Raw genomic sequence first — 15303 nt, 5'->3', positions numbered from 1 at the left:
TTCCTGTTCTCCTTTTATTACAAAATTTATACATAGCGCATAATACGCACACTGCAGCGTCCTTTTTTTGTCTGGTGAGAAACACCGTCAAAAATGAACCGTCCTTTCCCACGTACAGATATAATGTCACCATCTTTCGGCTCATATCCGTTGCTGGTGATCAGTTTTCCGTTGACAAAAACCTGCCCGCCTTCAATATAAGATACCATACTGCTTCTGGATGTCTTAAAAGCAAGCGAGATCAATGAATCCAGACGTACCGAAGCGCAGGTACCGCTGACAGATTCAAGGACAGGGCGTGGAAATTCATCAGAATCCTCCACTTTTGTGATCAGAATATTGGTATGACGGACCCGGCACAGATTTTCAAGAAAGAATTCCGTCATTTTGTTCTGGCAGAAAAACCAGGCAGCTTTTTTCTGAACAACAATATCACCGATCACACTTCTGTCTACTCCAAGATTGAGAAGTGCACCGAGATAATCACGATGAGAAAGCTCTTCAGAGAATTTAAGAGCCTTTGGTTCAATCCTCAGACAGTCGATGGGATATTCCCATGTAAAAGCAAGAGCATCAGGATGAAATGCAACCATCTGACGCTCCGCATTCTCATAGCCTCCGGACGTCTCCATAACAATCTGGGGAAACTGATGTTTCAGGCTACTGACTATATTCTGTTCATTTAAATTAAGAAAATCCGAAAATGTAACGATATCTCTCTGCCAGGAGAGATTTGCCAATTCCCGGATTCTCTTAAGAAAAAATTCGTCTTTTTTCATCCTGGATCAATATCCTGCTCTTACAGACGGAGCAGAGCCTCCCAGAATATTCTGAAGGTCACCGGTAATATCTACATTGTACGGTCCAAGTACAAAGATATAGCTAGATACTTTCTGAAGGCTGCCGCCTAAAGAATAGCATGCACCGGACGTGAAATCGATGATCCTCTGTGCCAGTTCCACATCAATTCCCTCCAGATTCAAAATAACAGTAGAATTATCTACTAAAGTGTCAGCAATCTCACGCGTATCTTCCATAGAAGAAGGTTTGATCACACAGACTTCCATATTTGGGCCCTGATTTGATTTGCGGCTGCTTCTCATTGGAGTAATCTTGGAAGATGCTGCAGGACGTGTCTGGCGTTCGGCGCGTTCCTGTTTGACCGTAACCTTAGACGGAGCCGAAGCGGTCTGTTTTGGAGCAGATGCCTGTTTAGGAGCTGTCTTTACTGCTTTCTCTTCTACATCATCGAAGTCATCATTATCGTCGGATTCTTTTTTCTTAGAGAATTTATCAAAAAATTTCTTCTTTGGTTTCTCATCGAAATCGTCATCGAGAAAGTCATCATCTTCTTCCTCATCTAACAGATCATCATCTAAGAATCCATCATCATCGTAATCATCGTTTAATTTGATGGCATCTAAAAATTTATCTAAAACGCCCATTTTAATCTCCAATCTTATTTTAATCTTCTTTTATTGAGTAATCTCTTTCGCCAAAGATACCCGTTCCCACGCGCACCATAGTGGCCCCTTCCTCAACTGCGACCTGATAATCATTTGTCATTCCCATACTCAGGACGCTCATATTAACATTATTAATGTTTTTGGCCGCAATGTCAACACTTAATTTCTTTAATTTTTGAAAAACTTCTCTGTTTTCTTCAGGATTTGCTACAAATGGTGCAATTGTCATAAGTCCTTTTACCTGAAGATGCTCATAAGAAGAAATTTCTTCCAGAAATGGTAATACCTCTTCGACTGAAAGGCCAAACTTACTTTCCTCTCCTGCTACATTTACTTCGATCAGAACCGGCATGCAGATATCTTTTTTTGCTGCCTCTTTTTCGATGGCCTCTGCCAGGCGGACAGAATCTACAGAGTGTACCATAGATACTTTATCAATAATATATTTCACTTTATTTCTCTGTAAATGTCCGATCATGTGCCACTGTACATCTGATGGCATCTGATCGTATTTATCTACGATCTCCTGAACCTTATTCTCCCCAAACACTCTTGCACCCGCATCATATGCTTCTTTCAGCATTTCCACCGGTTTGGTCTTACTGACCGCAATAAGAGTTACCTCTTGGGGAGAACGCCCTGCAGTATCGCAGGCCTCTTCAATATTCTTTTTTACAAGGTTTAGTTTATCAGCTAACATATTAAGCCTCCTTAATTAGTATAAAATGTCTTCTTCCTTTACTTTATCAGCGTTTCGAACAATGTGATCATATCTGGAAAGACCGTAGGTGGTGTTTTTAGATACAATAGCATATTCTTCGTTCTCATCAAGTATTTCAATACGGCGAAAAACCGCATAGCCTTTATTAATACAGTATACTCCCTCCAGGGTATCTGTCTCTCCGATCACATATTTTTCACCGGTATCCGTATTGATCAGGGCATCCCCTTCCTTAAATGAACTCTTGTCAACATAATAAATCTGAGGTTGTTCTGCTTCGTCCACTGCCAGTTTGGAGACAGATGAATCATCAATGCTTGCGTAAATGCTCACATTTTTAAATGTTGTTTTATTTTTCCCCTCATAAAGGGTAAAACCTGTCTGATTATCCTGTGTAGTGGCCATTCTGGATGGAATCACATAAAAATCCTTGGTTACAATAGAGGTAAGAGGGATTTTCAGACCTACAACTGTGTTGGTTACAAGTTCAATGTCCAAAAAACGGTCAGATGCATAACGAATCAGACCTTTATTGAAATCAATCTGTCCATATTTGTCACCGTCTATGGTAATAATGGAAAAATCTCCGTTTTGTGTCATATCGTCTTTTAAAAATTTGACACGTATTGTAGAACGGTCTTTCAGTTTTTCAACCTGTCTATCGCTCAAAGGAATCAGAAGGCTCCAGCGTTCATCTGTGATAATGGTATAAATATCATCTCCTGCTTTTACCTTGTCGGAAGTTTTCAAATCTGTTTCATGGTAAGAATTCTGATCGAAATCTTCTGCCTTTACAGCATCTACTGTTTTTCCTTCATAATTATCCATGGAATATAAAACGATACCATCAGATTGGGACTGGCAGATAGTTTGATTTCCGGGATAAATATCTGCTGTTTTGTCATTGTCACCACTGTCATTTTCTTCACCGTCCTCATCTGAAGTAAGAGGAGCAGATGAGGTATTGCCAGACTCTGCATATTGAAGGATATTTCCCTTCAGTTCATATTTAAAGCTGTAGGTGCTGTTAAATTTACTTGAACTGAATCCTTTGGAAAAACTCATCATATCAGTCCGTACCTTTGAAAGTTCTTCCGGGGCAAGAGATGCCGGAGCAGAAGCTGTTTTTGTATCACTAAGTCCGTACACCGCTCCGGAAGCATTGATCTTACTGCCCTCCCTTGCATAATAAGTAATATAGCCTGATGAATCTGCCTTGCATAAACTTTCTTCACGTATGGCAAGACCGGTATATGTTTCGTTGCGGGATAAAGGTCCTGATGTAACCTGATAGGACTCAATATGACTAGTTGTAAAATATAATATGGCACTGAATGCCATATATATGAATAAGATGCCAAACATGATCGTTCCGATATTCAGCCCCACGACCATGCGAAGCCTTGCCAGGATTCCCGGCATTTTTTTTGATTTATTATCAGACAATGGGATGTCTCCTTTTTGTGCAGTTCATAATCATTCTATAACTGTTCAGCGATTTCACAGTGACTGCTGAATAGTTACACCATTTTCCAAAATATTGTAACACTTTGCACATTTAAAAACAAGTTTATTCATAAAGAATTCACAATAATCGTTACTGTTCACACACCACTATCCCGTTACTGAGAATGGAGTAAACAGTAACGGGAGCACATAAGTAAGAACACATTTTCAGAATATAAGTTTGCTTTTTGTCAGGAATTATGATATGATAAAAAAATCAGAAACTGTTCAGTATCTCATAGAATAGCAGACTGCTGAATGGTTATGAAGAGTGTACGAACAAAAAATAACTTAAAAAGGAGGGTATAATTATGCCATATGGAAGAATCACGCCAAAGCAGCAGGAGATTCTTGATTACATAAAGAATGAGATTTTGAACCGGGGATTTCCGCCGGCAGTTCGTGAAATCTGCGAGGCAGTCAACCTGAAATCTACTTCTTCCGTTCATTCACATCTGGAAGCACTGGAGAAAAATGGATATATCCGCAGAGATGCAACGAAACCACGTGCGATTGAGATCATTGATGACAATTTTAATCTGGTCCGCAGAGAGGTTGTGAATGTTCCCATCATAGGAACTGTGGCAGCCGGACAGCCACTTCTGGCAGTTGAGAATATTGAAGGCTATTTCCCTATCCCTGCAGAGTTTATGCCTAATTCACAGAGCTTTCTGTTGAAAGTAAAAGGGGAAAGTATGATAAACGCCGGAATTTTTGACGGAGATCAGGTTCTGGTAAAACAGCAGTCCACAGCAGAGGATGGAGATATTGTTGTTGCGCTGATCGATGACGGTGCTACAGTTAAGACTTTCCATAAAGAAAAAGGATACTATCGTCTCCAGCCGGAAAATGATACAATGGAGCCAATCCTTGTACATGAAGGTCTTCAGATTCTTGGCAAAGTATTTGGTGTGTTCCGTTTGTATGAGTAATATAACTGATACGTGAATATTAAATTTTGCGGCATTTATCAGTGTATGGTATATCAATTCAAAAAAACAACAGAGGAAATCAGGTATCTCTTGATGATGATATCTGATTTCCTCTGTATTTTATTTTGCAAATTTCACAAAGTCAGGCGGATAAAATCATCCGCCTCGCTACGCAGTTCTACACCGAATAACTGTAAATTTTTCGTTACTGTTCACTGGTAATATCCCGCGAGGTGTTTTTTGTGAACGAAGGTCACAGAAAACCCGAGACATACCGCGCGAATTTATGCGATTAGCATAAAGTCTGTGCATCGCAAGCATGTTGCTGTGAACAGAGTGAACAGTAACAATTTTTTCTACTTATTTCTCAAGAAATTCATTAACGTCAAGAACCTTACCATCTCTCCAGATTCTTTCGAGGTCATAGAAAAGACGATTCTCTTCGTCAAATACGTGGACGATCATATCGCCGTAATCCATAAGAACCCAGCTGGAGTTTCTGGTTCCCTCAATCTGTTTTGCTTCAAATCCGGCTCTGCCAAGTGTTTCATCTACATTGTCAACCATAGCCTGAACCTGATTCTGGTTGGAAGCACTTGCAATTACAAAATAATCGGCAATTACAGATACTTCATGGATATCTATTACTTTAATATCTTTTCCTTTTTTCTCATCAAGTGCGCGGCAGGCAAGTTTTGCCATTTCAAGTTCTCTGTTCATGGAAACAACCTCTCTTTCTATCTGCTTTTGTAACTGTTCAATATCTTCATGATTAACAGGCTATTGAATAGCTACATATATCTTCTCTAAATAAATATTTATATCCGTAATCTGTTCTCCCTGTTGTGCTGTCCCCTATATGTAAAACTCTGCCAGTCGAGACAATTTATACTCAGGACTGTCTTTTCATGTGTAAATCCCTGTAATACAAGAAAGCATCTTTCGTAGCATTATCAATATCTTTCGGATTTTCCTCCAGATAAGCCAGTGTATCACCCAAAATCTTATACATACATTCGTCAAGATCCTGAAAAGCCAGTTTACGTACAATTGCAAGATTAGGAGCTTTATCACGTTTTGGTTCAATATAATCGGCAATATAGACGATTTTTTCCAACAGTGTCATCTCCGGCTTTCCGGTAGTATGCCAGGTGATGGCAGAAAGAATATTTTCATCTGTAACATCATACTTAGCCTTAGCTACGTAAGCTCCAAGCTTGGCATGAAGTAAAAAAGGATGCTCCTGTTCGAATTCAGATACCGAAATATGATGCTGGCTGCACATTTTCAGCTTCTTTTTGTTAGGAATACATTTTGCACAGTCATGGAGCAGTCCGGCAGTCTGGGCTGTGATCAGATCACAGTCATGAACCATGGCAAGTGCTGCACATGTAAACATAACTCCCAACGTATGTTCATAACGATCCTCATCCAGATATTTTGCTAATTTTTTCTGCATTTTTATAAAATCATACTCTGCCATCGGAAGATCATCCTTTCTTTTCGGCCAGACTGTAAATCTGGTTTTCTCTGATATACTCAATCACCGGATCAGGAATATAGTAACGCACACTTTTATCTTCGCTGATCCAGTTTCTGAGCATTTCGCTGGATACATCAAGGTTTGTGGTATTCAGTGTCAGAAATGTGCCATTATATTTAAGTGAAAGACGGTTCATTTCTGCTTCGAGCTCTGCGATTGTGGAATGATTTCTTACAGCAGTTACCAGAATGCAGTTTCTGCAGATTCTTTCCGGTTCACGCCATGTATCAAAGTCATACAGGGAGTCTGCGCCGATTATAAAATAATAATCAGTATCCGGATTCTTCTCTTTTAGCATTTCCAGTGTATGATAAGTGTAAGTATAACCATTTTCATGCATTTCAGTCAGCGACAGTTCAAAGTGAGGATTTCCGGTAATCGCCCTGCGGACCATTTCAACTCTTTCTTCATCTGTGGCACGTCCCTGACGGTTTCTCTTGTGAGGCGGATTTCCGGAAGGCATGAACAGTACCTTTTCCAGTCGGAACTGTTCGTATGCTTTCTCTCCCAGAATCAGATGCCCCATGTGGATGGGATCAAAAGTACCGCCCATAATACCAATTCTGTGTTTGATGTCAGCCATAAAAAACTCCGTATTATTTTCTGGGTAATTCAATTTTTTTCTTTTCGTTTTTGCCTTCACGGTATAAAACAATTTTCTTGCCGATAACCTGTACGATCTGGGAACGTGTACGTTCTGCCAGAACCTCAGCCATCTGGCGCGGATCCTCCAGGCAGTTCTGAAGAACACTGATCTTGATCAGTTCTCTGGCTGCAAGCGCCTCATCTACTGCTGCTGTGTTCTCAGGAGTAAGACCACCCTTTCCAAGCTGAAGGATTGGATCCATGGTCATTGCAAGACCTTTTAAATAAGCTCTCTGTTTACTTGTCATTTTTATTTTCCTCTGTTATTCTCTGCAAACGGACAAAGTCATCCGTCTTACCACATCTGTTTCATTATTGAATCTATTTATAGTAATCAAAATCAAATCCGTACATACGCACAGTATCACCTTCCTGAATGCCTGCCTTCTCAAGTTCTTCCAGGATGCCTCCCTCTTTCAGGAATTTCTGGAAGAATGCGAAACCTTTTTCGGAATCAAGATTTGTGTAGCCAAGCATCTTTTCAATCTTCGGTCCCTCGACAACAAAAATTGTCGGATCTTCAGGGCTCTGCTCTACTGTATATGGAAGATTTTCTCCGATCAGCATATCTTCAGGGAAGAATTCCTGTTCAAATACTACAGGCTCCTGTGAGCAGCTGTCAAGAAGTTCTTTCACATGGAATAAAAGTTCTCTCACACCCTGACCGCTGACAGCGGAAATCGGATATACCTGGATTCCTTTTGGCTCAAATTCTGCCTTAAGTTTGTCAACCGGGCTCTCTTCGCCGTCTTCTGTATAGATACAGTCGATTTTGTTTGCTGCGATCACCTGTGGTCTTGCAGCAATTTCCGGATTATAAGCTTCCAGTTCTTTATTAATCTTGTAAATATCATCGATTGGGTCACGTCCCTCTGTAGATGCTGCATCTACAATGTGGATAATGACTCTGGTACGTTCAATGTGGCGGAGGAACTCATGTCCAAGTCCCACACCTTCGGAAGCACCTTCGATCAGACCGGGAATATCAGCGATTACAAAACCACCGTTTTCAGTATCTACAACACCAAGATTTGGGCTCAGGGTTGTAAAGTGATAGTTGGCAATTTTCGGCTGTGCGTTGGTAACACGGGAAAGGAATGTGGACTTTCCGACATTCGGGAATCCAACCAGACCTACGTCTGCGATTACTTTCAGCTCCAGAAGAACTTCCAGTTCCTGCGCAGGCTGTCCTGGCTGTGCATATTTCGGAACCTGCATGGTTGCAGTCGCATAATGCTGGTTTCCTTTGCCACCTCTTCCGCCTCTTAATACGATCTGGCGTTTATTTTCACCGGACATATCAGCAATTACTTTACCGGATTCTGCATCCATGATAACAGTTCCTTCCGGAACTTTTAATACAACATCTTTTCCATCGGCACCATGGCAGCGTTTTTTGCCGCCTTCCTGTCCGTCTTCTGCTTTATATTTTCTTCTGTGTCGGTAGTCGCCAAGGGTGTTCTGGCCTTCATCTACCTCAAATATCACGTCTCCTCCACGACCGCCGTCGCCGCCGTCAGGACCGCCATTCGGAACATATAATTCTCTGCGGAAACTTACATGGCCGTCGCCGCCTTTACCGGAGCGGATATAGATTTTCGCTCTGTCTGCAAACATATGACACACCTCTGTCCTTTACTAATGATCATTTCGTAATAGTAATCTTCTTAAATTAATGCATTTGAGACCGTTCAGCAGGATTTCGCGCTCTGATGAGTCGAATCAATATGCATTATTTACATGGATTGCTATGGTTTCTTTTATATCATATAACTCTTTTAATCTATAGTAATTCTACTATAAAAGAAAGGCTCCAAACCCATATTAGATTTGAAGCCTTCGCTTAACCAGATTATTCTGCTTCTACTGGAACGATAGAAACCTGTTTCTTATCGCGTCCTTTTCTGGTAAATCTTACGACACCATCTTTAAGTGCGAATAAAGTATAATCTTTACCGCAGCCTACGTTCTCACCAGCATGGATCTTAGTTCCGCGCTGTCTGTAAAGAATATTTCCAGCTTTAACAAACTGTCCGTCTGCTCTCTTCGCACCTAATCTCTTGGATTCGGAATCACGACCGTTCTTTGTAGAACCAACTCCTTTTTTATGTGCGAATAACTGAAGGTTCATTTTCATCATGTTGTTACACCTCCTTGACTTTTACTGTCAAATATCGATTGTTATAACTATGTTCAATTTCTGTTAATCCGAGAATCAGCGAATCCATGAGAAGGGTTCCCCTCTCAGTAACCGGAGCCGTAAAATGAAAAGATACATAGCCGTCATCTTCCTGCACTTCAAACTGATCATCTGTAAATGTCTCAAGAGAATTTACAGTATTGATCACCAGTACAGAAACAGCAGCACAGACAATATCCTGTCCTTCCTCTGCATATCCGGCGTGACCTTTCGAAACAAATTCCAGATAATTTCCATTTCTCTTCTTAACTGTAATTGTAATCATAATGACACCAGATTAACCGTTAATCTTTTCGATTTTTACTTTAGTGTACTGCTGTCTGTGACCGTTTTTCTTGTGATATCCAGTTTTTCTCTTGTATTTGTAAACGATAACTTTTTTTGCTTTACCGTTCTCAACTACAGTAGCGGTAACACTGGCATCTTTCACATCTTCACCAGCTTTTAATCCGTCATTGCTTACTGCAATAACATTATCAAAAGTAACAGTTTCACCAGCTTCAACACCGAGTTTCTCAACTCTGATTACGTCGCCTTCAGCAACTTTGTACTGTTTACCACCTGTTGCAATAATTGCGTACATCTGTGGCACCTCCTATAATCTTTACTCGCCAGATATGGTGACCTTTCGGTGCTTGTACCTCTCTGTGCGGCATCTCATTTATAATAGCGGACAAAATTCGATTTGTCAATAAGTTTTTTTCAATTTCTTTGAATTTTTTTCTTTTATTTTACAGGTACAATTTCAATCCGGTATCCGTCAGGATCTGTGATAAAATACAAACTGCAGAGCAGTTATTCAGTTACGGAAAAATATCAATGAGAATTGCAGATGCTCATTTAGTTTACATAATTATTTTATGACAAACTATAATTCTCTGATTTCCTCAATCACAGGTTTTCGCACTTTCTTTCTGGTAAGTTCCAGGATGTGCAGTGGAGTGACGTCCACTGCTTTTGCCTTTACCGGATCTTTGCGCAGATATTTCTGCAGGACATGGAACAGTTCATCCTGATGATCCTGATTTTCCATATTAATAAAATCAATCAGAATAATTCCGGACAGGTTTCTGAGACGCAACTGTCTGGCAATTTCCTTTGCTGCCTCCAAATTGATTTTTCGGTAAGTTTCCTGCATTTTCTTTTTGCCTGTAAACTTTCCGCTGTTTACATCAATGGATACAAAGGCTTCTGTCTGCTGGATTACCAGAAATCCACCACTGTTCAGCCAGACTTTCTCATGCTGGATTTCTTCTAAGACAGTTTCCAGGCGATAAAGTTTGTAAAGAGGGAGAAGTTTATCATCATAAAACCGCAGCTTCTCTTTTTCCTCCGGGCTGTTACTGTTAAGATAGTCAGAAATCTGTCGGGATATCTCAGGGATATCTGTTATGATCTCTTCCAGGTTCCGGCTGTTGGCGTCACGGACTGCAGAGATATAAAAAGGCTCTGTTCTATATACGCAGCTGAAACAGGTACGGGATCTTCCGTCTACAGCAGCTTTATGATACAGGCCCTTCAGGTATTCCAGTTCTTTCAGTATTTCTTCTTTTGATGCATCTGCTGCATTTGTACGAACGATGATACCAAACTCTTTATCCGGACGGTTAACTTCTGCTTCCATCCACTTACTGATACGGCTTCTGTCATCATTGGAAAGTTTGGAAGACAGACCAAATTTCTTATCGCCGGTTGTAAGAACCAGATATTTGCCTGTAAAATTCAGATTCGTGGTTACAGCCGGTAGTTTTCCCTTCATTGCTTCCCGGCTGATCTGCACAAGGATTTCATCTCCTGCCTTTAATGGGCGGTCACCTTTTTTTACAGAAGCATAAATCGCATTTGGAGCATCGGAAAGCTGCAGGTAGCATTTTTCCCCGGCAGAAATCTGTACGAATGCAGCACCGATATTGGCAGCTATATTCTCTATCTGTCCAACATAAATATTTCCAAGAGAAGATTTCTCCCCAACAGGTTCGAAGCGCAGTTCCATTACTTTACCGTCTTCTTCATACGCACATACATAGCATGGAATCTGCCGGATATTCATTTGGGTAATAATCAGTTTACTCAACTTCTTCACCCAGTGCTTCCAGAGTTACAAATTTATGTTCTTCCTCTGTTCCTTTATCTGCGTATACTTCCAGACGTTTGATGGAATAAGCAAATTCCGGAAGTTCTATGCCAAGCCATGAGAAGAATGTATCTGTTACCAGTTCCGGTTTTGTGTAATTGGCACTTGCGGAAGCAAGCATCATAAAGATCTTGTCTCCCTGAAGTTCCATCTTATAGATAAACGGGCGAATATCAATTTCCTTTTCGCTTCGTTTGGTCTTTTTCATTACTGTGATCTCCGGCTGCGCCAGGAAATCACTGATTTTATCTTTCCAGGAAATTTCAGGCTCTTTTCCCGGACGAAATTCTACATAATAATCGGCTGCTGCCACCAGTGACATTGCCTTACCCGCCTTTCCGTCCTCAACCTGACGGGTACTGAGTACATGTACCCCTTCTACCATCACTGCATCCAGACGTCTTGTGATCTCTGAAGTAGGAACTGTCTCTGCCAGCTCCAGATCGAAGTACTCTCCCAGACTTTCCGTACCAACTCCTAATGGTGCGGCAAAAGACATGATCATATGCGGACTGTATCCACCGGAAAAAGCAACCGGAAGATTGGCTCTGCGGATAGCCTTCTGGAAATAACGCATGGTATCCAGATGTCCCACAAATTTCACAGGACCCTCTTTGCTGAATTTAATTCTTACCTTCATAACATACACCTCCGCCATAACGCATAGCACCACAGCCGGAACATTTCTGACGGCAGTTTGGTGTTACAGTTTCTTTCTTTGCCTGTTCCCATTCGTGGATCAGGAACTTCTTGGTCACTCCTGCATCAATGAAATCCCACGGAAGGATCTCATCTGTGGAACGTTCTCTGAGAGTATAGAAATCAATATCTGTGTTGGTTTCCGCAAAAGATTCTTTCCATATATTATAGTCAAAACTCTCTGACCAGGCATCGTAGATCGCACCTTTTTCATATGCTCTGAGGATAACTTTTGAACAACGGCGGTCACCTCTTGCAAGGAACCCTTCAAGAATCGTTACATCCGGCTCATGCCAGCTGTAGCGGATACTTCTCTGGTTTAACTGTGCGCGGATCTCGCTTTTTACGACCTTTGCTTTCTCCACGAAATCTTCCTCTCTGTACATGCCTGCCCACTGGAATGGAGTAAATGGTTTCGGTACAAAGAAAGAGGTACTTACATTGACCTGAACCTTGCCATTACGTTTTTCTTTCGGCACTTCTTCATAATAAGTTTCTGCAATTTTCTGAGCAAGATGAGCAATACCTTTCATATCATCTTCTGTTTCAGTTGGAAGTCCGAGCATGAAGTAAAGCTTTACCTGATTCCATCCACCTTTGAATGCTTCACCTGCACCATGAAGAATATTCTCTTCAGTCAGACCTTTGTTGATAACATTACGCAGACGCTGGGAGCCTGCTTCCGGTGCGAAAGTAAGGCTGCTCTTCTTTACATCCTGTACCTTGCTCATAACATCCAGGGCAAAAGCATCGATACGCAGGGATGGCAGAGAGATATTGACAGCATTGCCATGAAATTCTTCGATCAGGAAGTTTACCAGTTCCTTCAGCTCAGAATAATCACTGGAGCTTAGAGAACTTAAGGAAATCTCCTCATGTCCTGTATTCTGAAGCATTTCTCTGGCACTTGCCTTTAAATCCTCCACATTGCGCTCTCTGGTAGGACGGTAGATCATACCTGCCTGACAGAAACGGCATCCGCGAATACAGCCACGCTGGATTTCCAGGGTAACACGATCCTGAGTAGCTTTAATAAATGGAACTACAGGAGCTTTGATCGCGCGGTAGTCTTTAGTGACATCGGTGATCAGCTGTTTACAGACTTTCTCAGGTACGCCCTCTTTTGCAGGTGTAAAGGAAGCAATGGTGCCGTCTTCTTTGTAGGTTACATTGTATAAAGAGGGAACATAAATTCCGGGAATCTGGGAAGCTGCAAACAGGAAGTCTGCTCTGGAGCCGCCTGCTGCCTTGTTTGCCTTATATGCATCAAACAAAGCATCATAGACAGTCTCACCCTCGCCAATATAAAACATATCAAAAAATTCTGCGATCGGTTCCGGATTATATGCACATGCACCGCCGCCGATGACGATAGGGTCATCTTCCTTACGATCCTTTGCCAGAAGTGAAACATGGCTCAGGTCAAGTACCTGAAGCACATTGGTATAGCACATCTCATATCCAAGGGTAATACCAAGGAAATCAAACTCCTTTACAGGCTCCTGGGATTCCAGGGCAAAGAGAGGAATATGTTCCTCACGCATAATTTTATCCAGATCCATCCACGGAGAAAAGACACGCTCACACCAGACGTCCTCACGTTCATTGAACATGTTATAGAGGATCATCATGCCCAGATTGGACATACCGATTTCATAAACATCCGGAAAGCACATGGCAAAGCGGATCTCTACGTCATTCTTATCTTTCATTACAGAGTTGACTTCACCACCGATGTAACGGGCAGCCTTGTCAACTTTCATTAAAATTTCATCGCTTAAAGCTAGAGTTCTCATAGTATTCCTTTCAGAGGTTATTGTATCAACATTGTGTTAAGCAGGGAAAATCCCCCACAATATTCCTATTATATACGGAATGGTGGGGGATTTCAAGGGAGAGTCGGATAGTTTGCAGTTTTTATCTGACAGTATCAGGCTGTAAAAGCGTGAGTAATGTTTCGTATACATATGTATTTTCTCTGACGATTATAGAAAGTTCCTCTTTGGCCTGATTCAGCTGGTGAAATAAATTACGGACATCAGATCTGCCTTCTTTGAAATGTTTTGAACGCAGATATCTGTTCTGATCATAGTAATATCGTTCGTCCAATATGATAACAAGACGTTTTATGTCTCTCACGGCAGTAATCTCATATTCATAACCCTGATGTATATAATCTTCCAGTAAGGCAGCAGTCTCCTCTTCATTATTTGCATATACAACAGAAACATGCGGATAGGGTTTTGAGGTTTTTCTGTCTGTAAGGTGTATCATATTCTGGATAAATGAGGAAAGTTCCGCATTGGTACGGATGCGGTTGGTTAAGTGAAACATCTGGATTTCCGGCAGGTTTTCTATGAGTTTTAATGTATTTACCCCTAATTCTTCAGGACATATGGCATCTTCGGAATCGCTGGAAAATATTACAGGAAACTCCCCCTCCGATTGCGTTAACAGAATCTGCAGTTTTTCTGAAGAAAGCAAATGTGCTTCGTCTACCAGAACTGCACTGTAATGTTTCAGCTCTGTATTTTCGGTCAGCTGATTGTCCGAAAGAAAAGCAATACGTTGTAAACGTTTATGCAGTATTTTCCATTCTTTTCCGGCATTGCCACAGTGAATCATGCATATCTGCTGACGCCTGGACAGTTTCATGGCGATATCATAGAGAAGCAATGTTTTTCCTGTTCCGGGAAGTCCGGTAAAACAGAAATATTCGAACCGGCTGATACGGAGTTTCTTTAAGATCTGGCGCTGGATATCCCGCTGCTGGGAAGTCAGGAAGTATTCTTTTTTCAGGAAACGGGCCGGTTCTGTGATGGGGGAAATCAGATATAGTTCGGCCTGAAACAGATCGTCAATATTCCCCTGATAATCACTGCTCTCCTTTTGCAGTGATCCGCACAGTTCTGTCCAGTCGGCTTCTGCAATATGATCATGATTGGTAAGCCTGACAAGGCGATTCTGACTGCTGATATACGTATAAGACTGTATGGAGCGTCCGAGAACGGAAAGGTAATAACGGTTCTGCATAAGCTGTTTACGAATTGCCTCCTCAGATACAGCTCCGCTTTTCAGTTCAATATTTATGATCTGGTCGTCTTTGATCTGGAGAAGATCAAATTCTTTCCCGAGTTTTGGAATCTGGTAGGAATAGAAAAAGCGCAGGGAACAGACTTTAGTCATATGTGATTCTAACTGGCGTACCAGTGCTTTCATACTCTGAAGTTCCCATTCCCGTATTTTGAGGAAATATTCCCGACCGGATAACTGACGTTCCAGTTTTGACAGAGAATCTGTATTCTGATTTCTCGTAAGTGCATATATGGATATTGATCTCATAACTTTTACCTTTCATTTTGCCGGAATTCTTTTATACTATTATAGCAAATATCAGCAATTGCAGGTAGCCTGAAAACCAAAAACAGCCAGGTGGATTTTTCCCTGGCTGTTTTCC

17 protein-coding genes are annotated in these 15303 nt (G+C 41.3%); 1 reads left to right on the top strand and 16 read right to left on the bottom strand.

Going from position 1 to position 15303, the window contains the following annotated elements; genetic code table 11:
• Nucleotides 1-26: 26 nt before the first annotated feature.
• From ACESZG_RS05155 to ACESZG_RS05140, 4 genes are read right to left on the bottom strand one after another with little or no spacing between them, the layout of a single operon-like run.
• A complete protein-coding gene (locus tag ACESZG_RS05155) occupies nucleotides 27-779 on the bottom strand; it encodes an RNA-binding protein (protein WP_196027394.1) in 753 nt (250 codons plus the stop codon).
• 6 nt (nucleotides 780-785) lie between these two features.
• Nucleotides 786-1445, bottom strand: a complete 660-nt coding sequence (locus tag ACESZG_RS05150; RefSeq protein WP_008703136.1) for a cell division protein SepF — start codon at nucleotides 1443-1445, stop codon at nucleotides 786-788.
• A gap of 19 nt (nucleotides 1446-1464) precedes the next feature.
• Entirely contained in the window at nucleotides 1465-2166 is a 702-nt protein-coding gene (locus tag ACESZG_RS05145) for a YggS family pyridoxal phosphate-dependent enzyme (RefSeq protein WP_026648676.1), read from the bottom strand.
• Between the two features lie 15 nt (nucleotides 2167-2181).
• Nucleotides 2182-3633, bottom strand: coding sequence for an HlyD family efflux transporter periplasmic adaptor subunit (locus ACESZG_RS05140; protein WP_243282958.1), 1452 nt, complete (start codon nucleotides 3631-3633; stop codon nucleotides 2182-2184).
• Nucleotides 3634-4004: 371 nt separating this feature from the next.
• On the opposite strand from ACESZG_RS05140, the gene lexA reads away from it, so the two are divergent.
• Nucleotides 4005-4625: a transcriptional repressor LexA gene (lexA, locus tag ACESZG_RS05135; RefSeq protein WP_008703132.1), complete on the top strand. Its 621-nt coding sequence runs from the start codon at nucleotides 4005-4007 to the stop codon at nucleotides 4623-4625.
• A gap of 360 nt (nucleotides 4626-4985) precedes the next feature.
• Here the strand turns inward: lexA and rsfS are convergent, their stop codons facing one another.
• The 12 genes from rsfS to ACESZG_RS05075 form a co-directional block, all read right to left on the bottom strand.
• The gene (gene rsfS / locus ACESZG_RS05130) at nucleotides 4986-5345 is read right to left on the bottom strand and encodes a ribosome silencing factor (protein ID WP_008703130.1); all 360 of its coding nucleotides are present in this window, start codon (nucleotides 5343-5345) and stop codon (nucleotides 4986-4988) included.
• Nucleotides 5346-5517: 172 nt separating this feature from the next.
• Entirely contained in the window at nucleotides 5518-6108 is a 591-nt protein-coding gene (yqeK, locus tag ACESZG_RS05125) for a bis(5'-nucleosyl)-tetraphosphatase (symmetrical) YqeK (RefSeq protein ID WP_020993903.1), read from the bottom strand.
• Between the two features lie 7 nt (nucleotides 6109-6115).
• The gene (gene nadD / locus ACESZG_RS05120) at nucleotides 6116-6751 is read right to left on the bottom strand and encodes a nicotinate-nucleotide adenylyltransferase (RefSeq protein WP_025578441.1); all 636 of its coding nucleotides are present in this window, start codon (nucleotides 6749-6751) and stop codon (nucleotides 6116-6118) included.
• A gap of 13 nt (nucleotides 6752-6764) precedes the next feature.
• Entirely contained in the window at nucleotides 6765-7061 is a 297-nt protein-coding gene (gene yhbY / locus ACESZG_RS05115; RefSeq protein ID WP_008703127.1) for a ribosome assembly RNA-binding protein YhbY, read from the bottom strand.
• A 73-nt stretch (nucleotides 7062-7134) separates the two neighbouring features.
• The gene (obgE, locus tag ACESZG_RS05110) at nucleotides 7135-8430 is read right to left on the bottom strand and encodes a GTPase ObgE (protein WP_173701678.1); all 1296 of its coding nucleotides are present in this window, start codon (nucleotides 8428-8430) and stop codon (nucleotides 7135-7137) included.
• Nucleotides 8431-8665: 235 nt separating this feature from the next.
• Nucleotides 8666-8953: a 50S ribosomal protein L27 gene (rpmA, locus tag ACESZG_RS05105; protein ID WP_008703124.1), complete on the bottom strand. Its 288-nt coding sequence runs from the start codon at nucleotides 8951-8953 to the stop codon at nucleotides 8666-8668.
• Nucleotides 8954-8957: 4 nt separating this feature from the next.
• A complete protein-coding gene (locus ACESZG_RS05100) occupies nucleotides 8958-9278 on the bottom strand; it encodes a ribosomal-processing cysteine protease Prp (protein WP_008703122.1) in 321 nt (106 codons plus the stop codon).
• A 12-nt stretch (nucleotides 9279-9290) separates the two neighbouring features.
• Nucleotides 9291-9596 (bottom strand): 50S ribosomal protein L21, encoded by a 306-nt coding sequence (gene rplU, locus ACESZG_RS05095; protein ID WP_020993901.1) that lies wholly within the window; start codon nucleotides 9594-9596, stop codon nucleotides 9291-9293.
• A gap of 285 nt (nucleotides 9597-9881) precedes the next feature.
• Complete coding sequence (locus ACESZG_RS05090) at nucleotides 9882-11096, bottom strand: ribonuclease E/G (protein ID WP_373217684.1); 1215 nt, start codon at nucleotides 11094-11096, stop codon at nucleotides 9882-9884.
• Nucleotides 11080-11787: a TIGR03936 family radical SAM-associated protein gene (locus tag ACESZG_RS05085; protein ID WP_055151199.1), complete on the bottom strand. Its 708-nt coding sequence runs from the start codon at nucleotides 11785-11787 to the stop codon at nucleotides 11080-11082. The genes ACESZG_RS05090 and ACESZG_RS05085 overlap by 17 nt, the downstream gene beginning before the upstream one ends.
• A complete protein-coding gene (locus ACESZG_RS05080; protein WP_347456967.1) occupies nucleotides 11771-13642 on the bottom strand; it encodes a TIGR03960 family B12-binding radical SAM protein in 1872 nt (623 codons plus the stop codon). The genes ACESZG_RS05085 and ACESZG_RS05080 overlap by 17 nt, the downstream gene beginning before the upstream one ends.
• A 121-nt stretch (nucleotides 13643-13763) precedes the next feature.
• On the bottom strand, nucleotides 13764-15188 hold the full coding sequence (locus ACESZG_RS05075; protein ID WP_055058686.1) for a DNA/RNA helicase domain-containing protein: 1425 nt from the start codon (nucleotides 15186-15188) through the stop codon (nucleotides 13764-13766).
• Between the last annotated feature and the right edge of the window lie 115 nt (nucleotides 15189-15303).

It is taken from the genome of Blautia sp. Marseille-P2398 (assembly GCF_964240315.1).
GTDB lineage: Bacteria > Bacillota > Clostridia > Lachnospirales > Lachnospiraceae > Blautia_A > Blautia_A wexlerae.
This window is presented reverse-complemented; position numbering and strand designations above follow the sequence as displayed.

Coding starts and splice junctions, on each gene's coding strand:
- ACESZG_RS05145 (WP_026648676.1), bottom strand. CDS start 2,166: ATGTTAGCTGATAAACTAAACCTTGTAAAAAAGAATATTGAAGAGGCC.
- rsfS (WP_008703130.1), bottom strand. CDS start 5,345: ATGAACAGAGAACTTGAAATGGCAAAACTTGCCTGCCGCGCACTTGAT.
- yhbY (WP_008703127.1), bottom strand. CDS start 7,061: ATGACAAGTAAACAGAGAGCTTATTTAAAAGGTCTTGCAATGACCATG.
- rpmA (WP_008703124.1), bottom strand. CDS start 8,953: ATGATGAAAATGAACCTTCAGTTATTCGCACATAAAAAAGGAGTTGGT.
- yqeK (WP_020993903.1), bottom strand. CDS start 6,108: ATGGCAGAGTATGATTTTATAAAAATGCAGAAAAAATTAGCAAAATAT.
- ACESZG_RS05080 (WP_347456967.1), bottom strand. CDS start 13,642: ATGAGAACTCTAGCTTTAAGCGATGAAATTTTAATGAAAGTTGACAAG.
- ACESZG_RS05085 (WP_055151199.1), bottom strand. CDS start 11,787: ATGAAGGTAAGAATTAAATTCAGCAAAGAGGGTCCTGTGAAATTTGTG.
- ACESZG_RS05150 (WP_008703136.1), bottom strand. CDS start 1,445: ATGGGCGTTTTAGATAAATTTTTAGATGCCATCAAATTAAACGATGAT.
- nadD (WP_025578441.1), bottom strand. CDS start 6,751: ATGGCTGACATCAAACACAGAATTGGTATTATGGGCGGTACTTTTGAT.
- lexA (WP_008703132.1), top strand. CDS start 4,005: ATGCCATATGGAAGAATCACGCCAAAGCAGCAGGAGATTCTTGATTAC.
- ACESZG_RS05075 (WP_055058686.1), bottom strand. CDS start 15,188: ATGAGATCAATATCCATATATGCACTTACGAGAAATCAGAATACAGAT.
- rplU (WP_020993901.1), bottom strand. CDS start 9,596: ATGTACGCAATTATTGCAACAGGTGGTAAACAGTACAAAGTTGCTGAA.
- obgE (WP_173701678.1), bottom strand. CDS start 8,430: ATGTTTGCAGACAGAGCGAAAATCTATATCCGCTCCGGTAAAGGCGGC.
- ACESZG_RS05155 (WP_196027394.1), bottom strand. CDS start 779: ATGAAAAAAGACGAATTTTTTCTTAAGAGAATCCGGGAATTGGCAAAT.
- ACESZG_RS05100 (WP_008703122.1), bottom strand. CDS start 9,278: ATGATTACAATTACAGTTAAGAAGAGAAATGGAAATTATCTGGAATTT.